Source organism: Rodentibacter sp. JRC1, from assembly GCF_020521555.1.
In the GTDB taxonomy this organism is placed as follows: domain Bacteria; phylum Pseudomonadota; class Gammaproteobacteria; order Enterobacterales; family Pasteurellaceae; genus Rodentibacter; species Rodentibacter abscessus.
Genome location: NZ_BPWA01000001.1, coordinates 1,924,459 through 1,943,615, shown reverse-complemented (window position 1 = coordinate 1,943,615; position 19,157 = coordinate 1,924,459). Strand labels below are relative to the sequence as shown.

General features: G+C 38.2%; 16 protein-coding genes and 1 pseudogene. 8 read left to right on the top strand and 9 right to left on the bottom strand.

Annotation, left to right across the window (positions count from 1 at the left end; genetic code table 11):
- Positions 1-86: 86 nt before the first annotated feature.
- Together HEMROJRC1_RS08840 and ggt are read left to right on the top strand one after the other, a co-directional pair.
- Positions 87-2,042, top strand: coding sequence for a site-specific recombinase (locus tag HEMROJRC1_RS08840; protein ID WP_226692970.1), 1,956 nt, complete (start codon positions 87-89; stop codon positions 2,040-2,042).
- Positions 2,043-2,192: 150 nt separating this feature from the next.
- Positions 2,193-3,947 carry a gamma-glutamyltransferase gene (ggt, locus tag HEMROJRC1_RS08835; RefSeq protein ID WP_226692562.1) on the top strand — a complete coding sequence of 585 codons (1,755 nt, stop codon included), beginning with the start codon at positions 2,193-2,195 and terminating at the stop codon, positions 3,945-3,947.
- A gap of 55 nt (positions 3,948-4,002) precedes the next feature.
- Here the strand turns inward: ggt and HEMROJRC1_RS08830 are convergent.
- The 4 genes and pseudogenes from HEMROJRC1_RS08830 to HEMROJRC1_RS08815 all read right to left on the bottom strand — a co-directional run bounded on the left by HEMROJRC1_RS08830 (position 4,003) and on the right by HEMROJRC1_RS08815 (position 9,374).
- A pseudogene (locus HEMROJRC1_RS08830) lies at positions 4,003-5,093 on the bottom strand (IS3 family transposase).
- 78 nt (positions 5,094-5,171) lie between these two features.
- On the bottom strand, positions 5,172-5,597 hold the full coding sequence (locus HEMROJRC1_RS08825; protein ID WP_226692561.1) for a universal stress protein: 426 nt from the start codon (positions 5,595-5,597) through the stop codon (positions 5,172-5,174).
- 79 nt (positions 5,598-5,676) lie between these two features.
- A complete protein-coding gene (locus HEMROJRC1_RS08820; protein WP_226692560.1) occupies positions 5,677-8,316 on the bottom strand; it encodes a TRAP transporter permease in 2,640 nt (879 codons plus the stop codon).
- Positions 8,317-8,399: 83 nt separating this feature from the next.
- Positions 8,400-9,374: a TAXI family TRAP transporter solute-binding subunit gene (locus HEMROJRC1_RS08815; protein WP_226692559.1), complete on the bottom strand. Its 975-nt coding sequence runs from the start codon at positions 9,372-9,374 to the stop codon at positions 8,400-8,402.
- A gap of 309 nt (positions 9,375-9,683) precedes the next feature.
- Here HEMROJRC1_RS08815 and HEMROJRC1_RS08810 point away from each other — a divergent pair, with 309 nt between their 5' ends.
- The 6 genes from HEMROJRC1_RS08810 (at position 9,684) to HEMROJRC1_RS08785 (ending at position 15,647) form a co-directional block, all read left to right on the top strand.
- Positions 9,684-10,610, top strand: coding sequence for a LysR family transcriptional regulator (locus HEMROJRC1_RS08810; RefSeq protein WP_226692558.1), 927 nt, complete (start codon positions 9,684-9,686; stop codon positions 10,608-10,610).
- A 10-nt stretch (positions 10,611-10,620) separates the two neighbouring features.
- Positions 10,621-11,343 (top strand): azaleucine resistance protein AzlC, encoded by a 723-nt coding sequence (azlC, locus tag HEMROJRC1_RS08805; protein WP_226692557.1) that lies wholly within the window; start codon positions 10,621-10,623, stop codon positions 11,341-11,343.
- Positions 11,340-11,669: a branched-chain amino acid transporter permease gene (locus HEMROJRC1_RS08800; protein ID WP_226692556.1), complete on the top strand. Its 330-nt coding sequence runs from the start codon at positions 11,340-11,342 to the stop codon at positions 11,667-11,669. Before azlC ends, HEMROJRC1_RS08800 begins: the two co-directional genes overlap by 4 nt.
- Before the next feature lie 704 nt (positions 11,670-12,373).
- Entirely contained in the window at positions 12,374-13,039 is a 666-nt protein-coding gene (locus HEMROJRC1_RS08795; protein WP_226692555.1) for a transcriptional regulator, read from the top strand.
- A 26-nt stretch (positions 13,040-13,065) separates the two neighbouring features.
- Positions 13,066-14,340, top strand: a complete 1,275-nt coding sequence (locus HEMROJRC1_RS08790) for an amino acid permease (protein WP_226692554.1) — start codon at positions 13,066-13,068, stop codon at positions 14,338-14,340.
- Positions 14,341-14,351: 11 nt separating this feature from the next.
- Complete coding sequence (locus tag HEMROJRC1_RS08785; RefSeq protein ID WP_226692553.1) at positions 14,352-15,647, top strand: serine dehydratase subunit alpha family protein; 1,296 nt, start codon at positions 14,352-14,354, stop codon at positions 15,645-15,647.
- A gap of 376 nt (positions 15,648-16,023) precedes the next feature.
- Here the strand turns inward: HEMROJRC1_RS08785 and HEMROJRC1_RS08780 are convergent, their stop codons facing one another.
- The 5 genes from HEMROJRC1_RS08780 to HEMROJRC1_RS08760 form a co-directional block, all read right to left on the bottom strand.
- Positions 16,024-16,326, bottom strand: a complete 303-nt coding sequence (locus HEMROJRC1_RS08780) for a hypothetical protein (RefSeq protein WP_226692552.1) — start codon at positions 16,324-16,326, stop codon at positions 16,024-16,026.
- A complete protein-coding gene (locus tag HEMROJRC1_RS08775) occupies positions 16,323-16,892 on the bottom strand; it encodes a hypothetical protein (RefSeq protein WP_226692551.1) in 570 nt (189 codons plus the stop codon). Before HEMROJRC1_RS08775 ends, HEMROJRC1_RS08780 begins: the two co-directional genes overlap by 4 nt.
- Before the next feature lie 281 nt (positions 16,893-17,173).
- Entirely contained in the window at positions 17,174-18,091 is a 918-nt protein-coding gene (ccmI, locus tag HEMROJRC1_RS08770) for a c-type cytochrome biogenesis protein CcmI (protein WP_226692550.1), read from the bottom strand.
- 1 nt (position 18,092) lies between these two features.
- On the bottom strand, positions 18,093-18,557 hold the full coding sequence (locus HEMROJRC1_RS08765; protein WP_226692549.1) for a cytochrome c-type biogenesis protein: 465 nt from the start codon (positions 18,555-18,557) through the stop codon (positions 18,093-18,095).
- A complete protein-coding gene (locus HEMROJRC1_RS08760; RefSeq protein WP_226692548.1) occupies positions 18,554-19,102 on the bottom strand; it encodes a DsbE family thiol:disulfide interchange protein in 549 nt (182 codons plus the stop codon). Before HEMROJRC1_RS08760 ends, HEMROJRC1_RS08765 begins: the two co-directional genes overlap by 4 nt.
- Positions 19,103-19,157: the final 55 nt, after the last annotated feature.

The following is a 19,157-nucleotide window of genomic DNA, read 5'->3' as shown; positions in this document are numbered from 1 at the left end:
GACCGCACTTTTTCTGATATTTTGCTGAAATCTGTATAATAGCGCGTTCTTATACACTCATGGGGAAAGATAACTTGAACAAATTTATTGTAAATCAAAACTCCTTAGCACAATTTATTCGTGAACAAACCGATGGAGGGAATGCCTTTACTTTGCTGGAGGGATTAAGTCGATTTTTGCGTGAAAGTAAAACGGAACAAGTCGTGTCTAATCTCCGTTTAATCAAAAGAATTTTAAAACAAGATCGTGAATTAGGGCGTAAAGTCGCTGCACTAGTGAGTGGCTGGCTATGCAGTTTACGTTTATATCCGTTGTTTATTAGCAGTGGTCTCTTGCCGAGAGAGGGTTTTTCCCGAGAGATGAAAACCCGTATTTACGAACGTTTAAATCCCTCTTTCAAAGATATCAATGATTTACGGGATATTTTCTATTTATTATTTAACGATAAAAATGATGTGCGCTGGATTGATGTTATTCCATTAAAAGAATGGCGTGCCCTGTTTGGTTTATTGGCTCGTTATACGGAAGAAAGAGATCGTGAACGACTATATAACCATTTCCAAAACGAAGGTTTATTTGCCATTAAAATGCTTTCTATTTGGATTGCAGCGGAAGATATGGAACCGGAATTGATGCGTATGGAGCCTTCCTTGTTAAATGCTGATTCACCCTTTGTTGCATTGCATCGAGAGGTGACGGATTGGTTACAAGCGCGCAGTGAGGGAAAAATATTCGATGATAGCCATTTACAAGTGATGTTTGAACAATGTCAGCAATTAATCGAGCGCTTGCAAAAACGTGGTTCAATTGTGGGATCTTCACTTCACGTTGCTTACTTATTAGAACGTCTTTCACAAACTCTTGAACGTTTAGAAAAATTAATGGCAATCTTTGCATCAAACCGCTATTTACCACGCAGAATATTACTCTTGACCGGGTGTTTTGCAAGGGCTGCTGCAGAACAGCATAGTATTTCCCGTTTATGGAAACAAAGTTCAAAATTGATTGCCCGTAGTATTACGCAAAATGCAGGTGATCATGGTGAACATTATATTACACGCAATAAAAAAGAATATTGGGCGATGTTTTATTCTGCTGCAGGCGGTGGCGTGTTAATTGCATTGATGGCGTTATTTAAAACCTATTTAGGCAGTGTAATTGATGATAAGGTTTGGAGAGGAATTGCCGAAGGGCTGAATTACGGTTTAGGTTTTACATTAATTTTTATGCTGCATTTTACCGTAGCCACCAAACAACCGGCGATGACCGCCGCTCGTTTTGCCGAAGCGGTGGAGCGTAATTCACAAGATAAAATCTTGAATATGAAATTGGCACAGTTATTAGTGGATGTATTTCGTTCACAAAGTGTGGCTGTATTAGGGAACGTGATGATTGCGATGACATTAGCCGCGTTAATCGCTTTCGGTTATCAACATCAAACGGGTGAAGCCTTAATGAATCAAACCCAAATCGATTATCAACTACACAGCATTGATCCCTTTGCCGGAACTTTATGGTTTGCGGCGATTGCCGGTGTATGGTTATTTTTTTCCGGAATTATTTCCGGTTATTTTGATAATCGCAGTAATTATTTGAATGTGCGTATGCGCTTACGCCAACATCCGCTTCTTAAAACTGTGATGAGCGAGTCCATACGTGCTAAATTTGCTGATTATATGCACGAAAATTATGGTTCAATTGTGGGTAATCTTTGCTTTGGGCTTTTGCTTGGTTTAACCGGCGTTGTCGGCTATTTGACCGGTTTGCCGTTGGATATTCGCCACGTAGCATTTTCCTCTGCGAATGTCGGTTATATTGCTGTAAGCGGTCATTTTGAGTTCATCTTTTTATTACAATGTATTGCCTTTGTCTTACTGATTGGGTTGGTTAATTTAATCGTCAGCTTTTCCTTAACACTTTGGTTAGCGCTGCGTTCTTTAAATACGGAAATTGAGAGTTGGTGGGCAATTTGGTGTGACGTCGGGCTTATAATCAAACAACGTCCATTGAGTTTATTCTTACCGATTCAGCTTGATAAATAGAAAAAAAGGGCTAATTTCTTTTAGCCCTTTGTTCTAGATTTCTAGCCAGTCTGAAAATTAAGGAGCATTTGTTAAAATTTAGTTGTTTTATTGTTACTAAATAAAGTATAGTTTTATGGTTAATATTTGATCACATGTAGGAGAAAAACTATGCAACATAATGTAAAGAAAACTTTAGCATCAGTATTATTAGCGATAGCTACGTTGACTTCTCAGAGTAGTTTGGCAAACACTTTACTGGAGGTATCAAAAGCAGCTGAACGTTATGATAGCTCCACTGATATTTTTCATCCTGTTTATTCTCAAAATGGAATGGTTGCATCAGAGCAGACTTTGGCGACTCAAGTCGGTGTTGATATCTTAAAACAAGGTGGAAATGCAGTCGATGCTGCGGTGGCTGTTGGATTTGCTCTTGCCGTTGTGCTACCTAATGCAGGTAATATTGGCGGTGGCGGTTTTATGGTTTTGCATGATGCTAAGACAGAACGTAATTTTTCTATTGATTTTAGAGAAACCGCTCCGTTGAGTGCTCATCGTGATATGTATTTAGATAAAAACGGAAATGTCGTAGATGGTAAATCCTTATTTACCCATTTTGCGGTTGGTGTACCAGGTACAGTATCCGGATTAGAGCTAGCATGGAAAAAATGGGGTTCATTACCTTTTGAAACATTAATTGAACCTGCAATTAAGTTAGCGGAAGAGGGATTTTTAGTAAGTGATACTCTTGCCAATTTACTGAAAACGGAACAGGAAATCTTGGGGAAATGGGAAAGCAGTCGTAAAATCTTCTTTAAAGGCAACAGACCCTTAGTGAGCGGGGAATTATTAATACAAAAAGATTTAGCTAATTCATTGAAACTTATTGCGAAGAAGGGTTCAACGGTTTTTTATGAAGGAGAGATTGCCGAAAAAATTGTTCGTGAGATGGAAAGACACCAAGGGGAAATTACTCTTGAGGATATGAAACAATATAAGGCTGTTGAACGTCAACCGATTGAGGGTAACTATCGTGGCTATAAAATTGTGACAATGCCTCCTCCAAGTTCCGGTGGTATTCATTTGGTGCAAATTTTTAATATGTTGGAAAATTATCCGCTTACCGATTTTGGTGTTAATAGTGCGAAAACGATCCATTATTTAGCTGAAACAATGAAATTAGCTTATGCTGACCGTGCCGAATACCTCGGTGATCCGGATTTTGTGAAAATTCCAGTTAACGGATTGATTTCCAAAACGTATGCTAAAGAATTGAGCCAAAATATTGATGAACATCGGGCTCGCAAAGGGGAAGACATTAAGCCGGGTAATCCACAGCCTTATGAAAGCGATCAAACAACACATTACTCGATTATGGATAAAAACGGTAATGCAGTAGCAGTAACCTACACCTTAAATTTAAATTTTGGCAGCGGTATTGTGGCGGAGGGAACAGGTATTTTACTTAATAATGAGATGGATGATTTTTCGTCAAAACCTGGCGTAGCTAATGCGTTTGGGTTAATCGGTGGGACTGCGAATGCGATCGAGGCTAAAAAACGTCCGCTTTCTTCAATGACACCAACCTTAGTTTTGAAAGATAATAAACCTTGGTTGGTTACAGGTAGTCCGGGTGGCGCACGTATTATCACAACAGTTTTACAGAGTATTTCTAACGTGGTTGATCATGGTATGAATCCGGCAGAAGCAATTGTTTCACCAAGAGTTCATCATCAGTGGCTTCCTGATGAATTACGTATTGAAGAAGGAATTAGTCCCGACACGTTAGCTATACTAAGAGATAAAGGTCATAAGGTTAAACTTAAAGCACCAATGGGAAGAGTACAAATTATTCAGGCTAGAGATGGGGGATTCTATGGTTACTCCGATCCGCGTAATCCAGATGGTAAAACGCTAGGATTCTAGCATCAGAAAGTTAAATTCCCCATCCATTTTGATCTACCCCAAAAAGTTAGACAGTTTAGCAAAGGGTTTGAGTTCGATATTGTACCGAGCTCAAACCCTTTAATTTTAATTGTATCCGCTCCTCATTATAATAGCGAATATATTCCCTTATCGCTTTGTCGTGACATCGTCTCCACTTGTTGTCAATTCGGGCTACGGCAGATGGCAACGCTGATTATCTCTGAGTTGAAGCAGTCTGATATCGATGAGACATAGCACTTACTGCCGTCTTTGGCTTTGATTTCCGTGATATCCGTGAGCCGTTCGGTCGGGTCGCGGTAAAATCCCGTTGTAAGCGGTTTGGTGCGATTTTGCCAATATTGCCACGGTAAGCACAGTATTTTCTCGTTTTTTGCTTTTCATTTGCAATCCCATTTGTTGTATTAATCTTTGTACCCGTTTGTGATTAACCCCTTTCAATAATGCACTCACACGGCGATAACCATATTCCGGATTTTTCGATTTAATCCGACGAATTTCCGCGTTAAGCGCGAGATTTTTATCCATTTTGAGCTTTAAATGATAGAAAAACACACTACGGGGCAAATTTGTCACTGAAAGCAAGATGTCAAGCGGAAAAGAGGCTCTCAATTTTTGGATAATCGCCGCTGTTCGGTTTCTTCCGCCCGTATCACTTCGTCCAACTTTTTTAGAAATGCCACCTCCGCTTCAAGCTCTAAAATCCGTAGCCGTAAACGGTCTTCTTCGGTGGAGGCATTTTGGCGTATTTTGATTTTTTCGGGGACATTGTCGGTCTTCCTTTCGGTTTGGGGTGTAAACCGTTTATACCGTCTTTTTCAAAAGGCTTTCAACCATTGGCTGATAAGACCTGAATTACTTATGCCGAAATGGACGGTCGCTTACCTTACAGAGAAATCCCTTTTTTGAACGGCAAGAATGACTTGATATTTAAATTCAGCGGCGTAAATGCGTTTGCGGTGCAATACGCCCCCCCCCTGCATTGCCTGAATGTTGATATTGGGCAATCCAACGTCTTAAGGTGGTGTCGGAAAGTTAAAATTGTTTTTTTGTAGGTGAAACATCTAAGTGATTTTCAAGATAAAAATCGATGGCTTGTTGTTTGAATGTTTGATTGTATTTGGTCATAAAAATCTACCCCTGACTGAGTTGGTTTATTTCGTCCAACTTTTGGGGGGCAGATCATTTGTCGAACGGGAACTTTTTTTATTTTAGAATTAAAACCGGTTTACTGCCGTATTTTGCTACCCTTCTTGTGTTGTTGCTTAATCCTTTTGCGTTAGGTTTGCTACTGGCGAGCATAAGGATTAAATCAACATCTTTTTCATCAGCAATACGGTTAAGTTCTTCGTAAACCGTGCCGTGAGCGACAATGTGTTGAACTTTGGCGTTAGGTGGAAAATATTTTTGGGTAAATTCGTGTAGTGCCTTATTTACTTCTTCAATGACGGATTTATCAAAGTTTTTAGGTAAAAATGCAGAGATAAAACTGTCATCAACGGGTTCTACAATCGTTACCACCCGAAATACGGGATCCTGTATTTGGGCGGTGAGACGTAAGGCATTTTCAATGACAAATTGTGATCCTTTAGGGTTGTTGAGATCAATCGCTAACAACAATTTGTTATACATAATTTTGTCCTTTTTGTTTGTGTGCGGTAGTTTCAAAGATTAAAAATAACCGAAAAACCGACCGCACTTTTATAGGGTATTAATGTGTATGTTTTTTTCGGCGACGTTGATTCCAGCCGACAATAGCAATAATTAATAAGCCCGGTATAAACATCCATTCTTTTGCTAAAGAAACCATAGGTAGGGATACGTCGATAATGGTTTGATCCCAATTTAAACCGGCTTTTGCTGCAAGGGAATCTACTTCAACCATATCAATGATGATTTTATCAATTTGTTTTCCTTCTATTTCAATTTTTTCTTGTGTATTTAGTAGCGTTAATCCTAGTTTTTGTAAACGTTGTTCACTATTTTCTCCTTCAGGCACTGAGAGTTGCGAATAAAATGCAATTTCTTTGCCATAAGGGTTGGTACCGGATACTTTAAGGAGAATATTTTGTCCGACAGGCGTTTTCTCTAATTCTTGTTCCAAGTGTATCGGTTCAATATGGCGTGAAGTCGGTGAAATATATTCCATAAAAAAACCGGGACGGAAAACGATGAATGCACCTAGAATGAGTAACAAGGTTTCCCACCATTTATTTTTTATTAAAAAGTGATTCATTGTCGCGGCAGTAAATGCCAGTATAGCTAAGGTTGATACGATAGCAACCAATGTCCCTTTTGCCCAACTAACATCAATCAATAATAAATCGGTATTAAAAATAAAGAGGAACGGTAAGATAGCTGTTCTTAGACTATAAAAAAATGCCACCATACCTGTTTTTATCGGATTTCCGCCGGATACCGCTGCGGCGGCAAAAGAGGCTAATCCGACAGGTGGTGTCACATCTGCCATAATACCGAAATAAAACACGAATAAATGCACCGCAATCAATGGAACGATTAAACCGTTTTGTTTTCCCACTTCAACAATGACCAATGCCATTAATGATGAGACCACAATGTAGTTGGCGGTAGTCGGTAAACCCATTCCTAAAATGAGGCTGAACACGGCAACCAAAATCAGCATAAGCACGATGTTACCCATTGATAATGCTTCAATAATACCGGATAGTTGAACACCGAATCCGGTTAGAGAAACCACGCCCACGATAATACCGGCGGTTGCGGTAGCGATTCCGATGCCAATCATATTTCTGGCTCCGGTTTCTAAACCTTGTATCAACGCATTGAAACCTTCAATAAATTGGGATTTTTTTACCGGTTGGTTACGGAAATAATGCAATAACGGTTTTTGAGTTACCAAAATTACCGCTAGTGCAATTGTTCCCCAAAATGCGGATAATCCGGGAGAGAGCATTTCCACCATTAAACACCAAATGAGTATAATAACCGGAATTAAAAAATGTAAACCGGCATTGACGGTTGGTTTGGCGGAAGGGAGTTGAACAATTGGCGCATTGGGATCATCAATTTCCAAATCGGGAAATGCAGCGACACGACGGATTAATAATAAATAAATGACGCTGAGTAATAAGCAGACGATAAGGAAGGCGTAATCGGGCGTGATGATTTTTATCCAACCCAACCCCAAATGAGTTGCAAGACTTAACCCGATAACCACCAAAAGTGCGGTCATTATTTTCAATAAAATAATTAAAATAGGACCGGGTTGGTCTGTGCGAGGTAAGCCTTTTAGATTCATTTTTAAGGCTTCTAAGTGTACGATATAAACTAGGGCGATATAAGAAATTAAAGCGGGTAATGCGGCATGAGTAATGAGTTGGCTATATGGCATATTGACATATTCAATCATTAAAAATGCGGCAGCCCCCATGACCGGAGGCATAATTTGTCCGTTTACCGATGAGGCAACTTCAACCGCACCGGCTTTTTCAGCAGAAAAACCGACCCGTTTCATCATAGGAATGGTAAAAGTACCGGTAGTAACGACATTGGCAATAGAAGAACCGGAAATCAATCCGGTTAAACCGGAAGAAACGACCGCCGCTTTAGCCGGGCCGCCACGTAAATGCCCTAAATAGGCGAAAGCGGTTTTAATGAAATAGTTGCCGGCACCGGCTTTATCTAGCAATGCACCGAATAGAACAAATAAAAATACATATTTGGTTGACACCCCCAAGGCTACACCGAATACTCCTTCGGTAGTTATCCATTGTTGATTAACCATTTGCGATAGTGAACCTGAGCGATGGCTGATAATCCAATTGGTAGGCAGAAACTGACCGAAATAGTTATATAACAAGAATACCGAGGCAATAATAACTAATGGTAATCCAAGACTTCTACGACAGGCCTCAAGTAATAGCAATACGCCTAAGCAACCGGCAATAATATCTTGCGTATTGGGCGCACCAAAGCGGGTAACCAGACTTTCATAGAAGAAAATATAATAAGTTCCTAAAAATGCGCCTAATAATGCAAATAGCCAATCATGATAAGGAACTCTTTGCTTGGGCGAATTGGCGAAGGCGGGGAATGCCAAATAAGCGAGAAATAGCGCAAAAGCCAAGTGAATTGAGCGGGCTTTGGTGTCATCAATGACGACATTTAATTCCCAGCCCCAAGTTCGAATGATCTCTTGTAACCAAAATGGGAAAGGTGAAGTGTAATAAAGCTGGAATACAGACCATAAAATGGCGGTAATTATAATCAATTTTTTTGTAAAACCTTTGGGATTTCGTCCACCTGCATCATTCGATGCCACCATATCTTGCAGATCGTCATAATCTATTTTTTCAGATTTTAGTGACATAATAAAACCCTCCGAAAATAAAATATTAGTCGGTAAACTGAAAAAGGCAGGGAATAGCCTGCCTAAATACTAAATAAAACGGATTATTTTAACCAACCCCGCTCTTTATAATAACGAATTGCTCCCTCATGCAAAGGCGCAGACAAGGCATTTTTGATCATCTCATCTTCTTTTAAGTTAGCGAACGCCGGATGTAATCGTTTGAAGCGATCGAAATTATCGAATACCGCTTTCACTACGGCATAAACACTGTCTGCATCAACATCGGCGGAGGTAACTAAAGTTGCATAAACTCCAAAGGTTTCTACCGGATTATCCGTTCCTTTATATAATCCGCCCGGAATCGTTGCTTTGGCGTAATAAGGATTATCGGCAACCAATTTATCAATTTCCGCACCTGTAATTGGAACGAGATGAGCATTACAGGAGGCGGCAGCTTCTTTTAATGCACCGTTTGGATGACCGACGTTATAAGTAATCGCATCTAAATTGTTATCACACATTACCGAGGCCATTTCTGACGGTTTTAATTCAGAAGCGACTTTAAATTCTTTATCAGACCAACCTTTTGCCGCCAAAATGACATTCATTGTGGCACGCGTACCGGAGCCGGGATCACCGACATTTACCCGTTTGCCTTTTAAATCATCAAATTGTTGAATCGCAGAATCGTCACGAGCCATCAGGGTAAACGGCTCGGGGTGAATAGAAAAAATTGCGCGAAGTTTATCGTTCTTCTTACCTTCAAAAGAACTTGTGCCGTTATAAGCGTGATATTGCCAATCGGATTGTGCAATCCCCATTTCCATTTGATTAGCGGCGATTGCGTTTAAATTCGCAACTGATGCGCCTGTTGAGGGGGCATTACATTTAATTTGTGTTTTTGCCGTATCACGATTAACCAGCTGACAAATAGATTGTCCAACAACATAATAAACCCCTGTTTGTCCACCAGTACCGATAGTGACAAATTTTTCTGCAGCCTGTGCAGATACTGCCCCCATTGCTAATACTGCTGCAAGAGAAAAAGCGGAATATTTTTTTGAGATAGTTTTCATAGATAAGCCCTCTTATTAGTAGAAACTTTTGGGATGTTGTGATGCAACTTTCACAAAATATACTGGTTTTTTAGGAGACGCAATCGTTTTCTTTTGAAAATATGAGCTATTTCACATTTTTTTAACATAATGATGTTTTTAATGAGGTATGAGTGTATTAATCTGAAACTTAGATCCTTTGTATTTTTCGTTACATATTGTTTTTATTAGCCCTTTTCTATCTTTGATAGAGCGGGCTTCTTACTTTAATTTTTTTCATTTTGGAGTATCATATGGCGCATTTATTTTTCAATTCTTATGTTTTTTCTAATGAAACCCACATTTCTTGAGATTCGACATCTTAAAACGCTCCTTGCCTTAAAAGAAACAGGCAGTGTTTCCGCTGCTGCTAAACGGGTTTATCTCACTCAATCTGCACTTTCTCATCAAATAAAGTTAATTGAAGAGCAATTTGGCTTGCCTTTATTCGAGCGTAAAAGTAATCCCTTATGCTTTACCACTGCGGGAGAGCGTCTGATTCGTCTTGCAAATGAAGTGATACCCAAAGTTATTGATGCAGAGCGGGATTTGATTCGGGTAAAACATGGCGATGCCGGACAATTGCGTATTGCAGTGGAGTGCCACACTTGTTTTGATTGGTTAATGCCGGCAATGGATGAATTTCGGGAGCATTGGCCTTTAGTTGAATTGGATATTGTATCCGGTTTTCATACGGATCCGATCGGATTATTGCTTTCTCATCGAGCTGATAGTGTGATTGTATCTGAAATTGAGGCTAATGATGACGTGCTTTTTAAACCGCTTTTTTCTTATGAAATGGTGGGAATTTGCTCAAAAGATCATCCGTTAGCAGCTAAAGAAATTTGGGAGGCAGAAGATTTTGCGGATGAAACTTGGGTGACTTATCCTGTACCGGACGATATGTTGGATTTACTGCGTAAAGTATTAAAGCCAAAAGGCATCAATCCTGTACGCCGTACAACGGAGCTGACTATTGCGATGATTCAGTTGGTTGCTAGCCGTCGAGGAATAGCAACAGTGCCTTACTGGGCTGCATTGCCCTATTTAGAAAAAAGCTATGTCGTGGCGAGAAAAGTAACACCTGAAGGACTATATAGTAATTTGTACGCAGCGATTCGTAAGGAAGATGAAGGCATTGCTTATTTAGAGGATTTTTATCAAACGGTTAAATCGCAAAGTTTTTCAACCTTACCCGGCTTATCCGTTTTAGAGTGAGAGATAATCAATGAATTTTCCCTTTCAACATTCTATTCGTGAGGCGGCTAAGGCGGCATTTCCTTACAGTGTTCCAATGATTACAGGGTTTCTTTTCCTTGGAATAGCCTACGGCATTTATATGAAAGCCCTTGGTTTCGGCGTTTTATATCCTATGTTGATGACATTACTAATTTATGCCGGCTCCGTAGAATTTATTGCGGCGGGAGCATTGATCGCACCCTTTTCTCCATTAAGTGTATTCCTGATTACATTAATGGTGAGTGGTCGTCAAATTTTTTATGCCATTTCAATGTTAGAAAAGTACGGAGCACAACTTGGTAAAAAGCGTTGGTATTTAATCAGTTCATTGGTTGATGAATCCTTTTCTCTTAATTATATGGCAAAAATTCCACCGCACTTAGATAAAGGCTGGTATATGTTTTTTGTCAGTTTATATCTACATATTTACTGGGTGATTGGTGGGACCATTGGGAATTTATTCGGTGAAATTCTGCCGATAGATTTGAAAGGGGTAGAATTTGCGATGACTGCACTTTTCTTGGTTATTTTTGCTGAAAATTGGTTGAAAGAAAAATCCCATGAAAGTTCTTTAATCGGTGTGGGTATCGCATTTGTCTCATTACTTATTGTCGGAAAAGAACATTTTCTTATTCCTACTTTAATCGGTATTTGGATTGTTTTAACAATACGCCGCCCGAAATTAAAGACAAAATTGGAGGCATTAAAATGACCTTAACCGAACAAATTATTACTATCGGCGTGTGTATATTAGCGGTACAGCTTACCCGTTTATTACCGTTTTGGATTTTTCCGGCTAATAGACCGATTCCTGAATATATTCGCTATCTAGGCAAAGTCTTTCCGGCAGCGATGTTCGGGATGTTAGTCATATATTGTTATAAAAATATTGATATTTTTAATGGACATCATGGTATTCCGGATTTTCTCGCCGGCATATTGGTTCTGGTATTACATTTTTGGAAAAAGAATATGTTTCTTTCCATTGCGGCGGGAACAATTTTTTATATGATTTTAGTACAGAGCGTTTTTATTTAATTTCTGCTCTTCGGCGAAATAAAATGGTTTTAAATCGCTAGATTTAATATTCATTCAATTTTTTGACCGCACTTTTATTATGTAGGAGGGCGTTGGGCTTTGTAACAAATACATAAATCTGAAATAATATCATATAGTGCAAGGTCCTTAAGCTACAAAAGACAGTCCTTCCAGCTTAAGCCATCATATAAGATGCATAGCGTTAGAAATCATATTTAACGATACAAATACAATAACTGTAATAAACCTTTATTTCTCAAATAAAATTAAGCCCTTCCGATATATAGTTTGATTATTAATATGGAAAGCAAGTCTACAAAGAACTACCAATAAAATATAAATGATCTATCAGATATCTTGATAAACTCCTAAAACAACGTTAAATCCCTCACTTCCCAAAAATTGAATATCAATTATGGATAACATTCTTTGGGTGGAAGTTCGGTATGTTGGCCTTAATGGATAAACGTGCAACCATTCCTATCACAAAAAAATTCTATCGGATGACTTTGTTTGTACCGACTTAGTCTACACTTCCCTATTCGGAATTATCCTTGATGATTTTTATTATCTAGGAGAGTTCCTTTTTGCAAAAGGCATGATCAAAGTCAAATAATTTAAACTTAAAAACACACTATAGTTAAATTTACTTGACCAAAATCTATAATCGTTATAATTTTGTACAAAAATGGAGATACAAGATTATGAATACTAACCTTGATTATTTGTCGGATTACGATCGCCAGATCATGTTTTCTTATTTTTCACTGAGTCACTCTATAGCCAATTTACTTGGAGAATACTGCGAGATAGTGATCCATTCTCTTAGTCAATTTGAAAATTCAGTGATAAAAATTATCAATGGCTTTCATACCGGTAGAAAAGTTGGTTCACCGATTACTGATAAAGGATTACAGTTACTTAAAGTTTACCAAAAAGATCGTTCCGTTACTCAACAAACCTATTTCTCTCACCTTTCTAACGGTCAATTAATTAAATCCACTACACACATCATTATAGGTACAAAAGGTAATCCGATAGGGCTATTTTGCATTAATTTGAATCTGTCTTATCCCATGGACAAAATCATCACCGCTTTAATACCACCAACAGATATGGGACAGGCATTTAAAAATGAAAACTTTATTAACAATACATCCGATTTAATTAATGAAACCTTTGCTAATGCTTGTCTAGAAGTAGAAAAAAAATTATCTAAACAATCAAAAGGTTATAAAAAAGCAATTATTCTGCATTTATTTGAAAATGGTATTTTTGAATTAAAAGAAGCGGTAGCTGTGATTGCTGAGAAATTAAATTTAACCTCTCATACCATTTATAAACATCTTAGAGAATTTAAATCGCAATAACTATTAATACATTAAAGGAGCTAACTATGAGCCACAAACTCTCTCAGCAAGAATGGCGATCGGCCATAAAATTTGATGCAGTAGACTTCGGTTGGATTGTTATGAGTATCGGTATGGCAATAGGTGCCGGTATTGTTTTCTTACCGGTACAAGTTGGGTTAATGGGAATGTGGGTATTTTTACTCTCGTCTGCCATTGGATACCCTGCCATGTATTTATTTCAACGTTTATTTATTAATACATTAGCTGCCTCACCTGAGTGCAAAGATTACCCAAGTGTGATTAGTGGTTATTTAGGTAAAAACTGGGGAATTTTTCTAGGGGCATTATATTTCGTTATGTTAGTTATCTGGATGTTTGTTTATTCCACCGCAATCACTAACGATAGCGCATCTTATCTTCAAACCTTTGGTGTAACAGATAGCTTACTATCTGAAAATCCATTTTACGGTTTAATTTTAATCTGTATTCTTGTCGCTATTTCATCACGTGGGGAGCAATTATTATTTAAAATTTCCAGCTTTATGGTGTTGTCTAAATTATTTGTTGTCGCAGCACTAGGATTAGCTATGGTCGGAATGTGGCATTTACATAATATCGGTGCGCTACCACCGTTAGGAAAATTAATTAAAAATGCCATTATCACACTCCCCTTTACCTTAACCTCAATTTTATTTATCCAGACTCTTAGTCCAATGGTTATTTCTTATCGTTCACGGGAAAAATCCATTGAGGTAGCTCGCTATAAAGCCTTACGAGCTATGAATATTGCTTTTGCCATTCTTTTTATTACCGTGTTTTTCTATGCAGTTTCCTTTACCTTAGCAATGGGACGCGATGAAGCCGTGCAAGCCTATGAACAAAATATTTCCGCTCTTGCCATTGCTGCAAAATTTTTTCCCGGTTCTTGGGCAACTTATGTTGGTGTTGCGTTAAATATCTTTGCTGTTATGACAGCATTCTTTGGTGTGTATTTAGGTTTTAGAGAAGCCACACAGGGCATAATAATGAATTTATTGCTCAGAAAATTTCCAGCAGAAAAAATTAATACCAAATATGTCCAAAAAGGTATTATGTTCTTCGCAATTTTATTGGCTTGGGGGGCTATCGTTCTAAATGCACCTGTCTTGAGTTTTACCTCTATTTGTAGTCCGATATTTGGTCTTGTGGGTTGCTTGATTCCTGCCTATCTCGTTTATAAAGTTCCTGATTTAGCTAAATATAAAGGGATGGCTTTATATATTATTATCGTTACAGGCATTTTATTATGTATTTCCCCATTCCTCGCATTTTTAGGATAAAGGAGTCAACTATGAAACAGCATCTAGGCAATATTAAACAATCTGTTCTTAACATAGTAAAAAAAGAAGTCGTACCAGCCTTAGGTTGTACTGAGCCTATATCCCTTGCGTTAGCTGCTGCCATTGCCCGCCAACATTTAGGATATCTACCCGAGCGTATCGAAGCCAGAGTTTCGCCGAATTTAATGAAAAACGGCATGGGGGTAACAGTACCTGGTACAGGCACTGTGGGGTTACCTATGGCAGCGGCAATTGGTGCGATTGGCGGAGATCCGAATGCAGGGTTAGAGGTGTTAAAATCCATTACAGCTAATCAAGTTATACAAGCCAAACAAATGTTGTGTGACAATAAAGTACAGGTTTCAATGTTAGAAACCAAACATATCTTATATTCTGAAGCTTGTTTATATCATCAAACAGATTGGGTAAAAGTTTGCGTTGCCGCCCATCACACCAATGTGATTTATATTGAGAAAAACGGCAATGTGTTATTTAGTAAATCTTGTGCTGTAGAAACTGAAAATCTACAGGAAATTTTCACCGCACTTTCAGCTAAAGACATCTTTGATTTTTCAATGGAAGTACCATTGGCGGATATTTCCTTCATTAAAGAGGCTGAAAAACTTAATTCTACTCTTTCTCAAGAAGGATTACGTACTGACTATGGTTTACATATAGGGCGTACATTACAAAAACAAATCGGAGCAAAACTACTAAGCGATGATTTACTCAATCGTATAGTTATTGAAACGGTTGCAGCATCTGATGCCAGAATGGGAGGCGCAAATTTACCGGCAATGAGTAACTCCGGTTCGGGTAATCAAGGAATTACGGCTACTATGCCGATCGTCGTAGTTGCTCGTCATGTGCACGCCTCGGAAGAACAAAAAATTCGTGCACTATTTTTATCACATTTAATGGCAATTTACATTCACAGTAAATTACCGAAATTATCCGCACTTTGCGCAGCGACTACTGCTGCAATGGGAAGTTGTGCCGGTATTACTTGGCTACTGACGGGAAAATTTGATTGTATTAGTATGGCTATCAGCAGCATGATCGGCGATATTAGCGGTATTATCTGTGACGGAGCAGCAAATAGCTGTGCGATGAAAGTCTCGACCAGTGTAACATCAAGTTATAAATCAATGCTAATGGCATTAGATGGTATGCGTGTAACCGGAGATGAAGGGATTGTTGAACATGATATCGATCGTTCCATTAATAACTTGTGCAATATTGCCTCACATAGTATGCAATATACAGATCGTCAAGTTATTGAAATAATGGTCAATAAATCCAGATAAATGACTTAACTCTATTTTATTCAAATTATACTAGGTTTTTTCTCTAAAAACCGACAAACTTTATCTTGTCGGTTTTAATTTATAAATAAGACAATGTCTATCTATAAAAACCATACGCTAGGCATATGAAATCAAAGAGATTGAGCGGTGGAAAAATCCTCCCATATAATATGAGCAAGGCTGACAACCGAAATTCAAGGTATAGGAGAGTGGTAAATTACTTGGTCCATTACGGCTTCGCCTAACGACACCCTACCCTAAGAAATATTGGAGATAAAATTCTCTTTGTGCAACTGACACATAATACCGAAAATTCGATAAAAACAGACCGCACTTTATGTGCGGTCTGTTGTTTTTAGAGATAAACGACTTCTTGTTACCAATAACGGTGATGATAGCCACGATAATAACCAAATCCGACACTTGGCATAACCACAACCGGTACAGATTGACGATATCGCACTTTAGGTCGGGAATCACTCGCATTTACTTTTATCGGATCATCAATATCTCTTGCAGCATTTGCTTTCTGTTCTGCGGTTACCGTATTTCCGCTCGCAACGCGAGCCTGATACTCTTGAACCGTTTTCATATCATAGATACCATTATCTTGTTGAGGTTGCGTTGAACTGCAAGCGACAAGAAACACTATAGGAAATGTCATCAATAATTTTTTCATTTTTTACCCGGTTTACAAATTGTTTTGTCCAAAAACTGCTTACTTGTATCAATTTTATCCTTAACGGTTTGCTCAATTTTTTCTTCTTCCCGTTTACGAATTTTTTTCTCTAATTCAGCGTTATTAATCACATAAACAGGTGCATACCTCAAATTTGTAGAATTTCTTTCTTTATAGATTGAAGCACCTGTAATTCCACCGTAATACTGGCTCTTATCTCCACGCTTTACATAATTACTGGTCGTATTCGTAAAATCCACACCATAGCTGCTTTGAAAGCCATCACATACCCCGGCATTGGAAACAAAAATACTGTGAGAAGAAAACTCTTCATTCACAACATAAACCGAAAACTCAATGCTACCGGCTAATTTTTTAGTGTCTTGGAGTGAGGTTTCCGGTTCTAAAGTTTCTTGAGTTCTGGAATCAACATAGCGGGTTAAACTTCTTGTATATTCTGCGTTTTTATCCGTAGCTTGTGTTGTATTCGCAAAAGTTGAAAAAGAAAAAGCCGATAAAGTAGAAAATAGCAAAAGGGAAATATTTATTTTTTTACGACAACTCATACATACAGTCCTTTTATAACCACTAATTCGCTCAAACTTTATGAGTAAATTACTCCCTTTCTTAGTGAAAAATACCTCATTAAAGTTAATTTATCAATACATAAATGTCGATAACGAGATTATCATTCACTAAATAACTTCACTCATTTCTCAATATATCCTCTGAAAAAGGAAATATTAGTCAATTCTAAATAGTTCTTTCATGTTGGGCTAACTTTTAAAAGGACTTAATTTGACGCAACAAAATTTTAAATCCAAACTATTACAATATTATTTCAATATCAATTTTTCTGTGGTGTGATACTTTTTGATTTTTCCTGCTCTTGCGTTTCCAAAGCGTCGCGGGCTGCACGAATACTCTTTTCAATCAATGGGATACGTTTATCGTCTTTTGGCATTAAGCGTAACATCATAGCCCAAGTTACAGCCGCCATTTTGTAATCTTCCGTTTCAAAATAACGGAAAGCCAATAAACTGAGCGCTTCAATATTAGTATGATCTTTACGAATAACTTCACGTAATAAATCACTTCCTTTCAATTTATCAGTCGTATCCTCAGAAAACATCAATACGCGTGCATAGCCAAGTTTGTATTGTGAATTTTCAGGATCAAGCTTATGTGCTTTTTGATAACTATCAAAGGCTAAGCGTGCATCACCTAAATTCATTCCGATTTGACCAAGCAGCCACCACTTTTTAGCATCGGTTGAATTTTTCTGTAAATCAATACGAAGTGCGGTAGAAAATTGCTGCATTTCCACTTCAGAAAGCGGATTTGTCTCTTCTTCTTTCATTCGTTCATAAAAATACGGCAATTTTGCATAAGTTTGTTCAAGCATCGATTCCGCTCGCCAAGCTCCGACCATAAAGTAAGCTGTGCCGGCAATAATTCCTAAAGCAAGCAAGCCGGAAACAAACCAAATTTTCCCGTAGGATTTTCCGAATTGAATAGAGGTTTCTTGCAGAGAGGGGACATCATCCAATAAAGTTTTTTGCAACTCTTGTTTTAGTTGTGCCGCATTTTCCACTAAACCTTGCGAATCCTCCCGTTCAATCTCTTGCAAGCGTGAAAAATATAATGCTTTGTTTAATTCATCACGTTTTTGTTCATTTTTAACCTTAAATTGACGCAGTAAAGGATAAAAACAAATGAATGCTACCATCAAAGTGATTGTGATCAGGCTTAATACAAAATACATTCTATTTATCCTTTTGATTTAATAATTCCACTAAACGCGTCTTCTCTTCTTCCGTTAAAACAGTGTCGGATTTAACCGCACTTTGGGCTTTCGGTTTGCGTTTTAATAAGACGATTACGCCAAATACGATTAAAAATAACGGCGCAATCCATAGAATGAGCGTAGCAGCCGTTATCGGCGGATCATAGGTGACAAAATTGCCGTAACGCGCCACCATGTAATCCACCACTTCATTTTTCGATTTGCCTTCCTGCAATAATTCAAATACTTTGTTACGCATATCAACCGCTATTGTCGCATTAGAATCCGCAATATTATTGTTTTGACATTGAGGGCAACGCAATGATTGTGTGAGTTGGTGATAATCACTTTCTTGTTGTGGTGAGGCGAAATTTAATACGTCAATCGCACAAAATGCAACCGAGCTAAAGAAAAGTGCGGTCAAAAAAATACTTAATTTTCTCATTGTGTTTGCCCCGTCAATTTGTCATAAATCGGTTTCAAGGTTTGTATCCAGACTTTTTCGTTGACATCACCGGCTAAACGATAATGAATCACACCCGAGCCATCTACAATAAAGGTTTCCGGTGCGCCATACACGCCTAAATCAAGCCCCAAAGCACCTTTTTCATCTTTTAACACAACTTGGTACGGATTGCCTAAATCTTTCAACCATTTCACGGCTTTTGTACTGTCATCTTTATAATTTAAACCGATGATCGTTACCCCTTGCTGTGCCAGTTTATTTAAATATTGATGTTCCGCATAACAAGTCGGACACCAAGTCGCCCACACATTGAGTAAAATCGGTTTTCCTTGTTGAAACAGTTCTTTACCGTAAGTTTTATTTTCAAAAAGCTCCGTTAAATTTTTAATCGGTACAGGTTTCCCCATTAACGCCGATTCTAACGCTTTTATATCTTCCCCTTGCGCATTACGATTAAGCTGCACAAGAAACATCATTGCCACCGCCAAAAAGAGAACAAGAGGAATGAGTAATTTCTTTTTCATTTTTTACCGCACTTTACGACCTGTTACAGAACGTGGAGATTTAAAACCCCACACA

Bases quoted from the DNA above. Each gene is read 5' to 3' on its own strand.
- ggt (WP_226692562.1), top strand. From the start codon at position 2,193: ATGCAACATAATGTAAAGAAAACTTTAGCATCAGTATTATTAGCGATA.
- HEMROJRC1_RS08815 (WP_226692559.1), bottom strand. From the start codon at position 9,374: ATGAAAACTATCTCAAAAAAATATTCCGCTTTTTCTCTTGCAGCAGTA.
- HEMROJRC1_RS08825 (WP_226692561.1), bottom strand. From the start codon at position 5,597: ATGTATAACAAATTGTTGTTAGCGATTGATCTCAACAACCCTAAAGGA.
- HEMROJRC1_RS08760 (WP_226692548.1), bottom strand. From the start codon at position 19,102: ATGAAAAAGAAATTACTCATTCCTCTTGTTCTCTTTTTGGCGGTGGCA.
- HEMROJRC1_RS08795 (WP_226692555.1), top strand. From the start codon at position 12,374: ATGAATACTAACCTTGATTATTTGTCGGATTACGATCGCCAGATCATG.
- HEMROJRC1_RS08765 (WP_226692549.1), bottom strand. From the start codon at position 18,557: ATGAGAAAATTAAGTATTTTTTTGACCGCACTTTTCTTTAGCTCGGTT.
- HEMROJRC1_RS08800 (WP_226692556.1), top strand. From the start codon at position 11,340: ATGACCTTAACCGAACAAATTATTACTATCGGCGTGTGTATATTAGCG.
- ccmI (WP_226692550.1), bottom strand. From the start codon at position 18,091: ATGTATTTTGTATTAAGCCTGATCACAATCACTTTGATGGTAGCATTC.
- HEMROJRC1_RS08810 (WP_226692558.1), top strand. From the start codon at position 9,684: ATGAAACCCACATTTCTTGAGATTCGACATCTTAAAACGCTCCTTGCC.
- HEMROJRC1_RS08775 (WP_226692551.1), bottom strand. From the start codon at position 16,892: ATGAGTTGTCGTAAAAAAATAAATATTTCCCTTTTGCTATTTTCTACT.
- HEMROJRC1_RS08780 (WP_226692552.1), bottom strand. From the start codon at position 16,326: ATGAAAAAATTATTGATGACATTTCCTATAGTGTTTCTTGTCGCTTGC.
- azlC (WP_226692557.1), top strand. From the start codon at position 10,621: ATGAATTTTCCCTTTCAACATTCTATTCGTGAGGCGGCTAAGGCGGCA.
- HEMROJRC1_RS08785 (WP_226692553.1), top strand. From the start codon at position 14,352: ATGAAACAGCATCTAGGCAATATTAAACAATCTGTTCTTAACATAGTA.
- HEMROJRC1_RS08790 (WP_226692554.1), top strand. From the start codon at position 13,066: ATGAGCCACAAACTCTCTCAGCAAGAATGGCGATCGGCCATAAAATTT.
- HEMROJRC1_RS08820 (WP_226692560.1), bottom strand. From the start codon at position 8,316: ATGTCACTAAAATCTGAAAAAATAGATTATGACGATCTGCAAGATATG.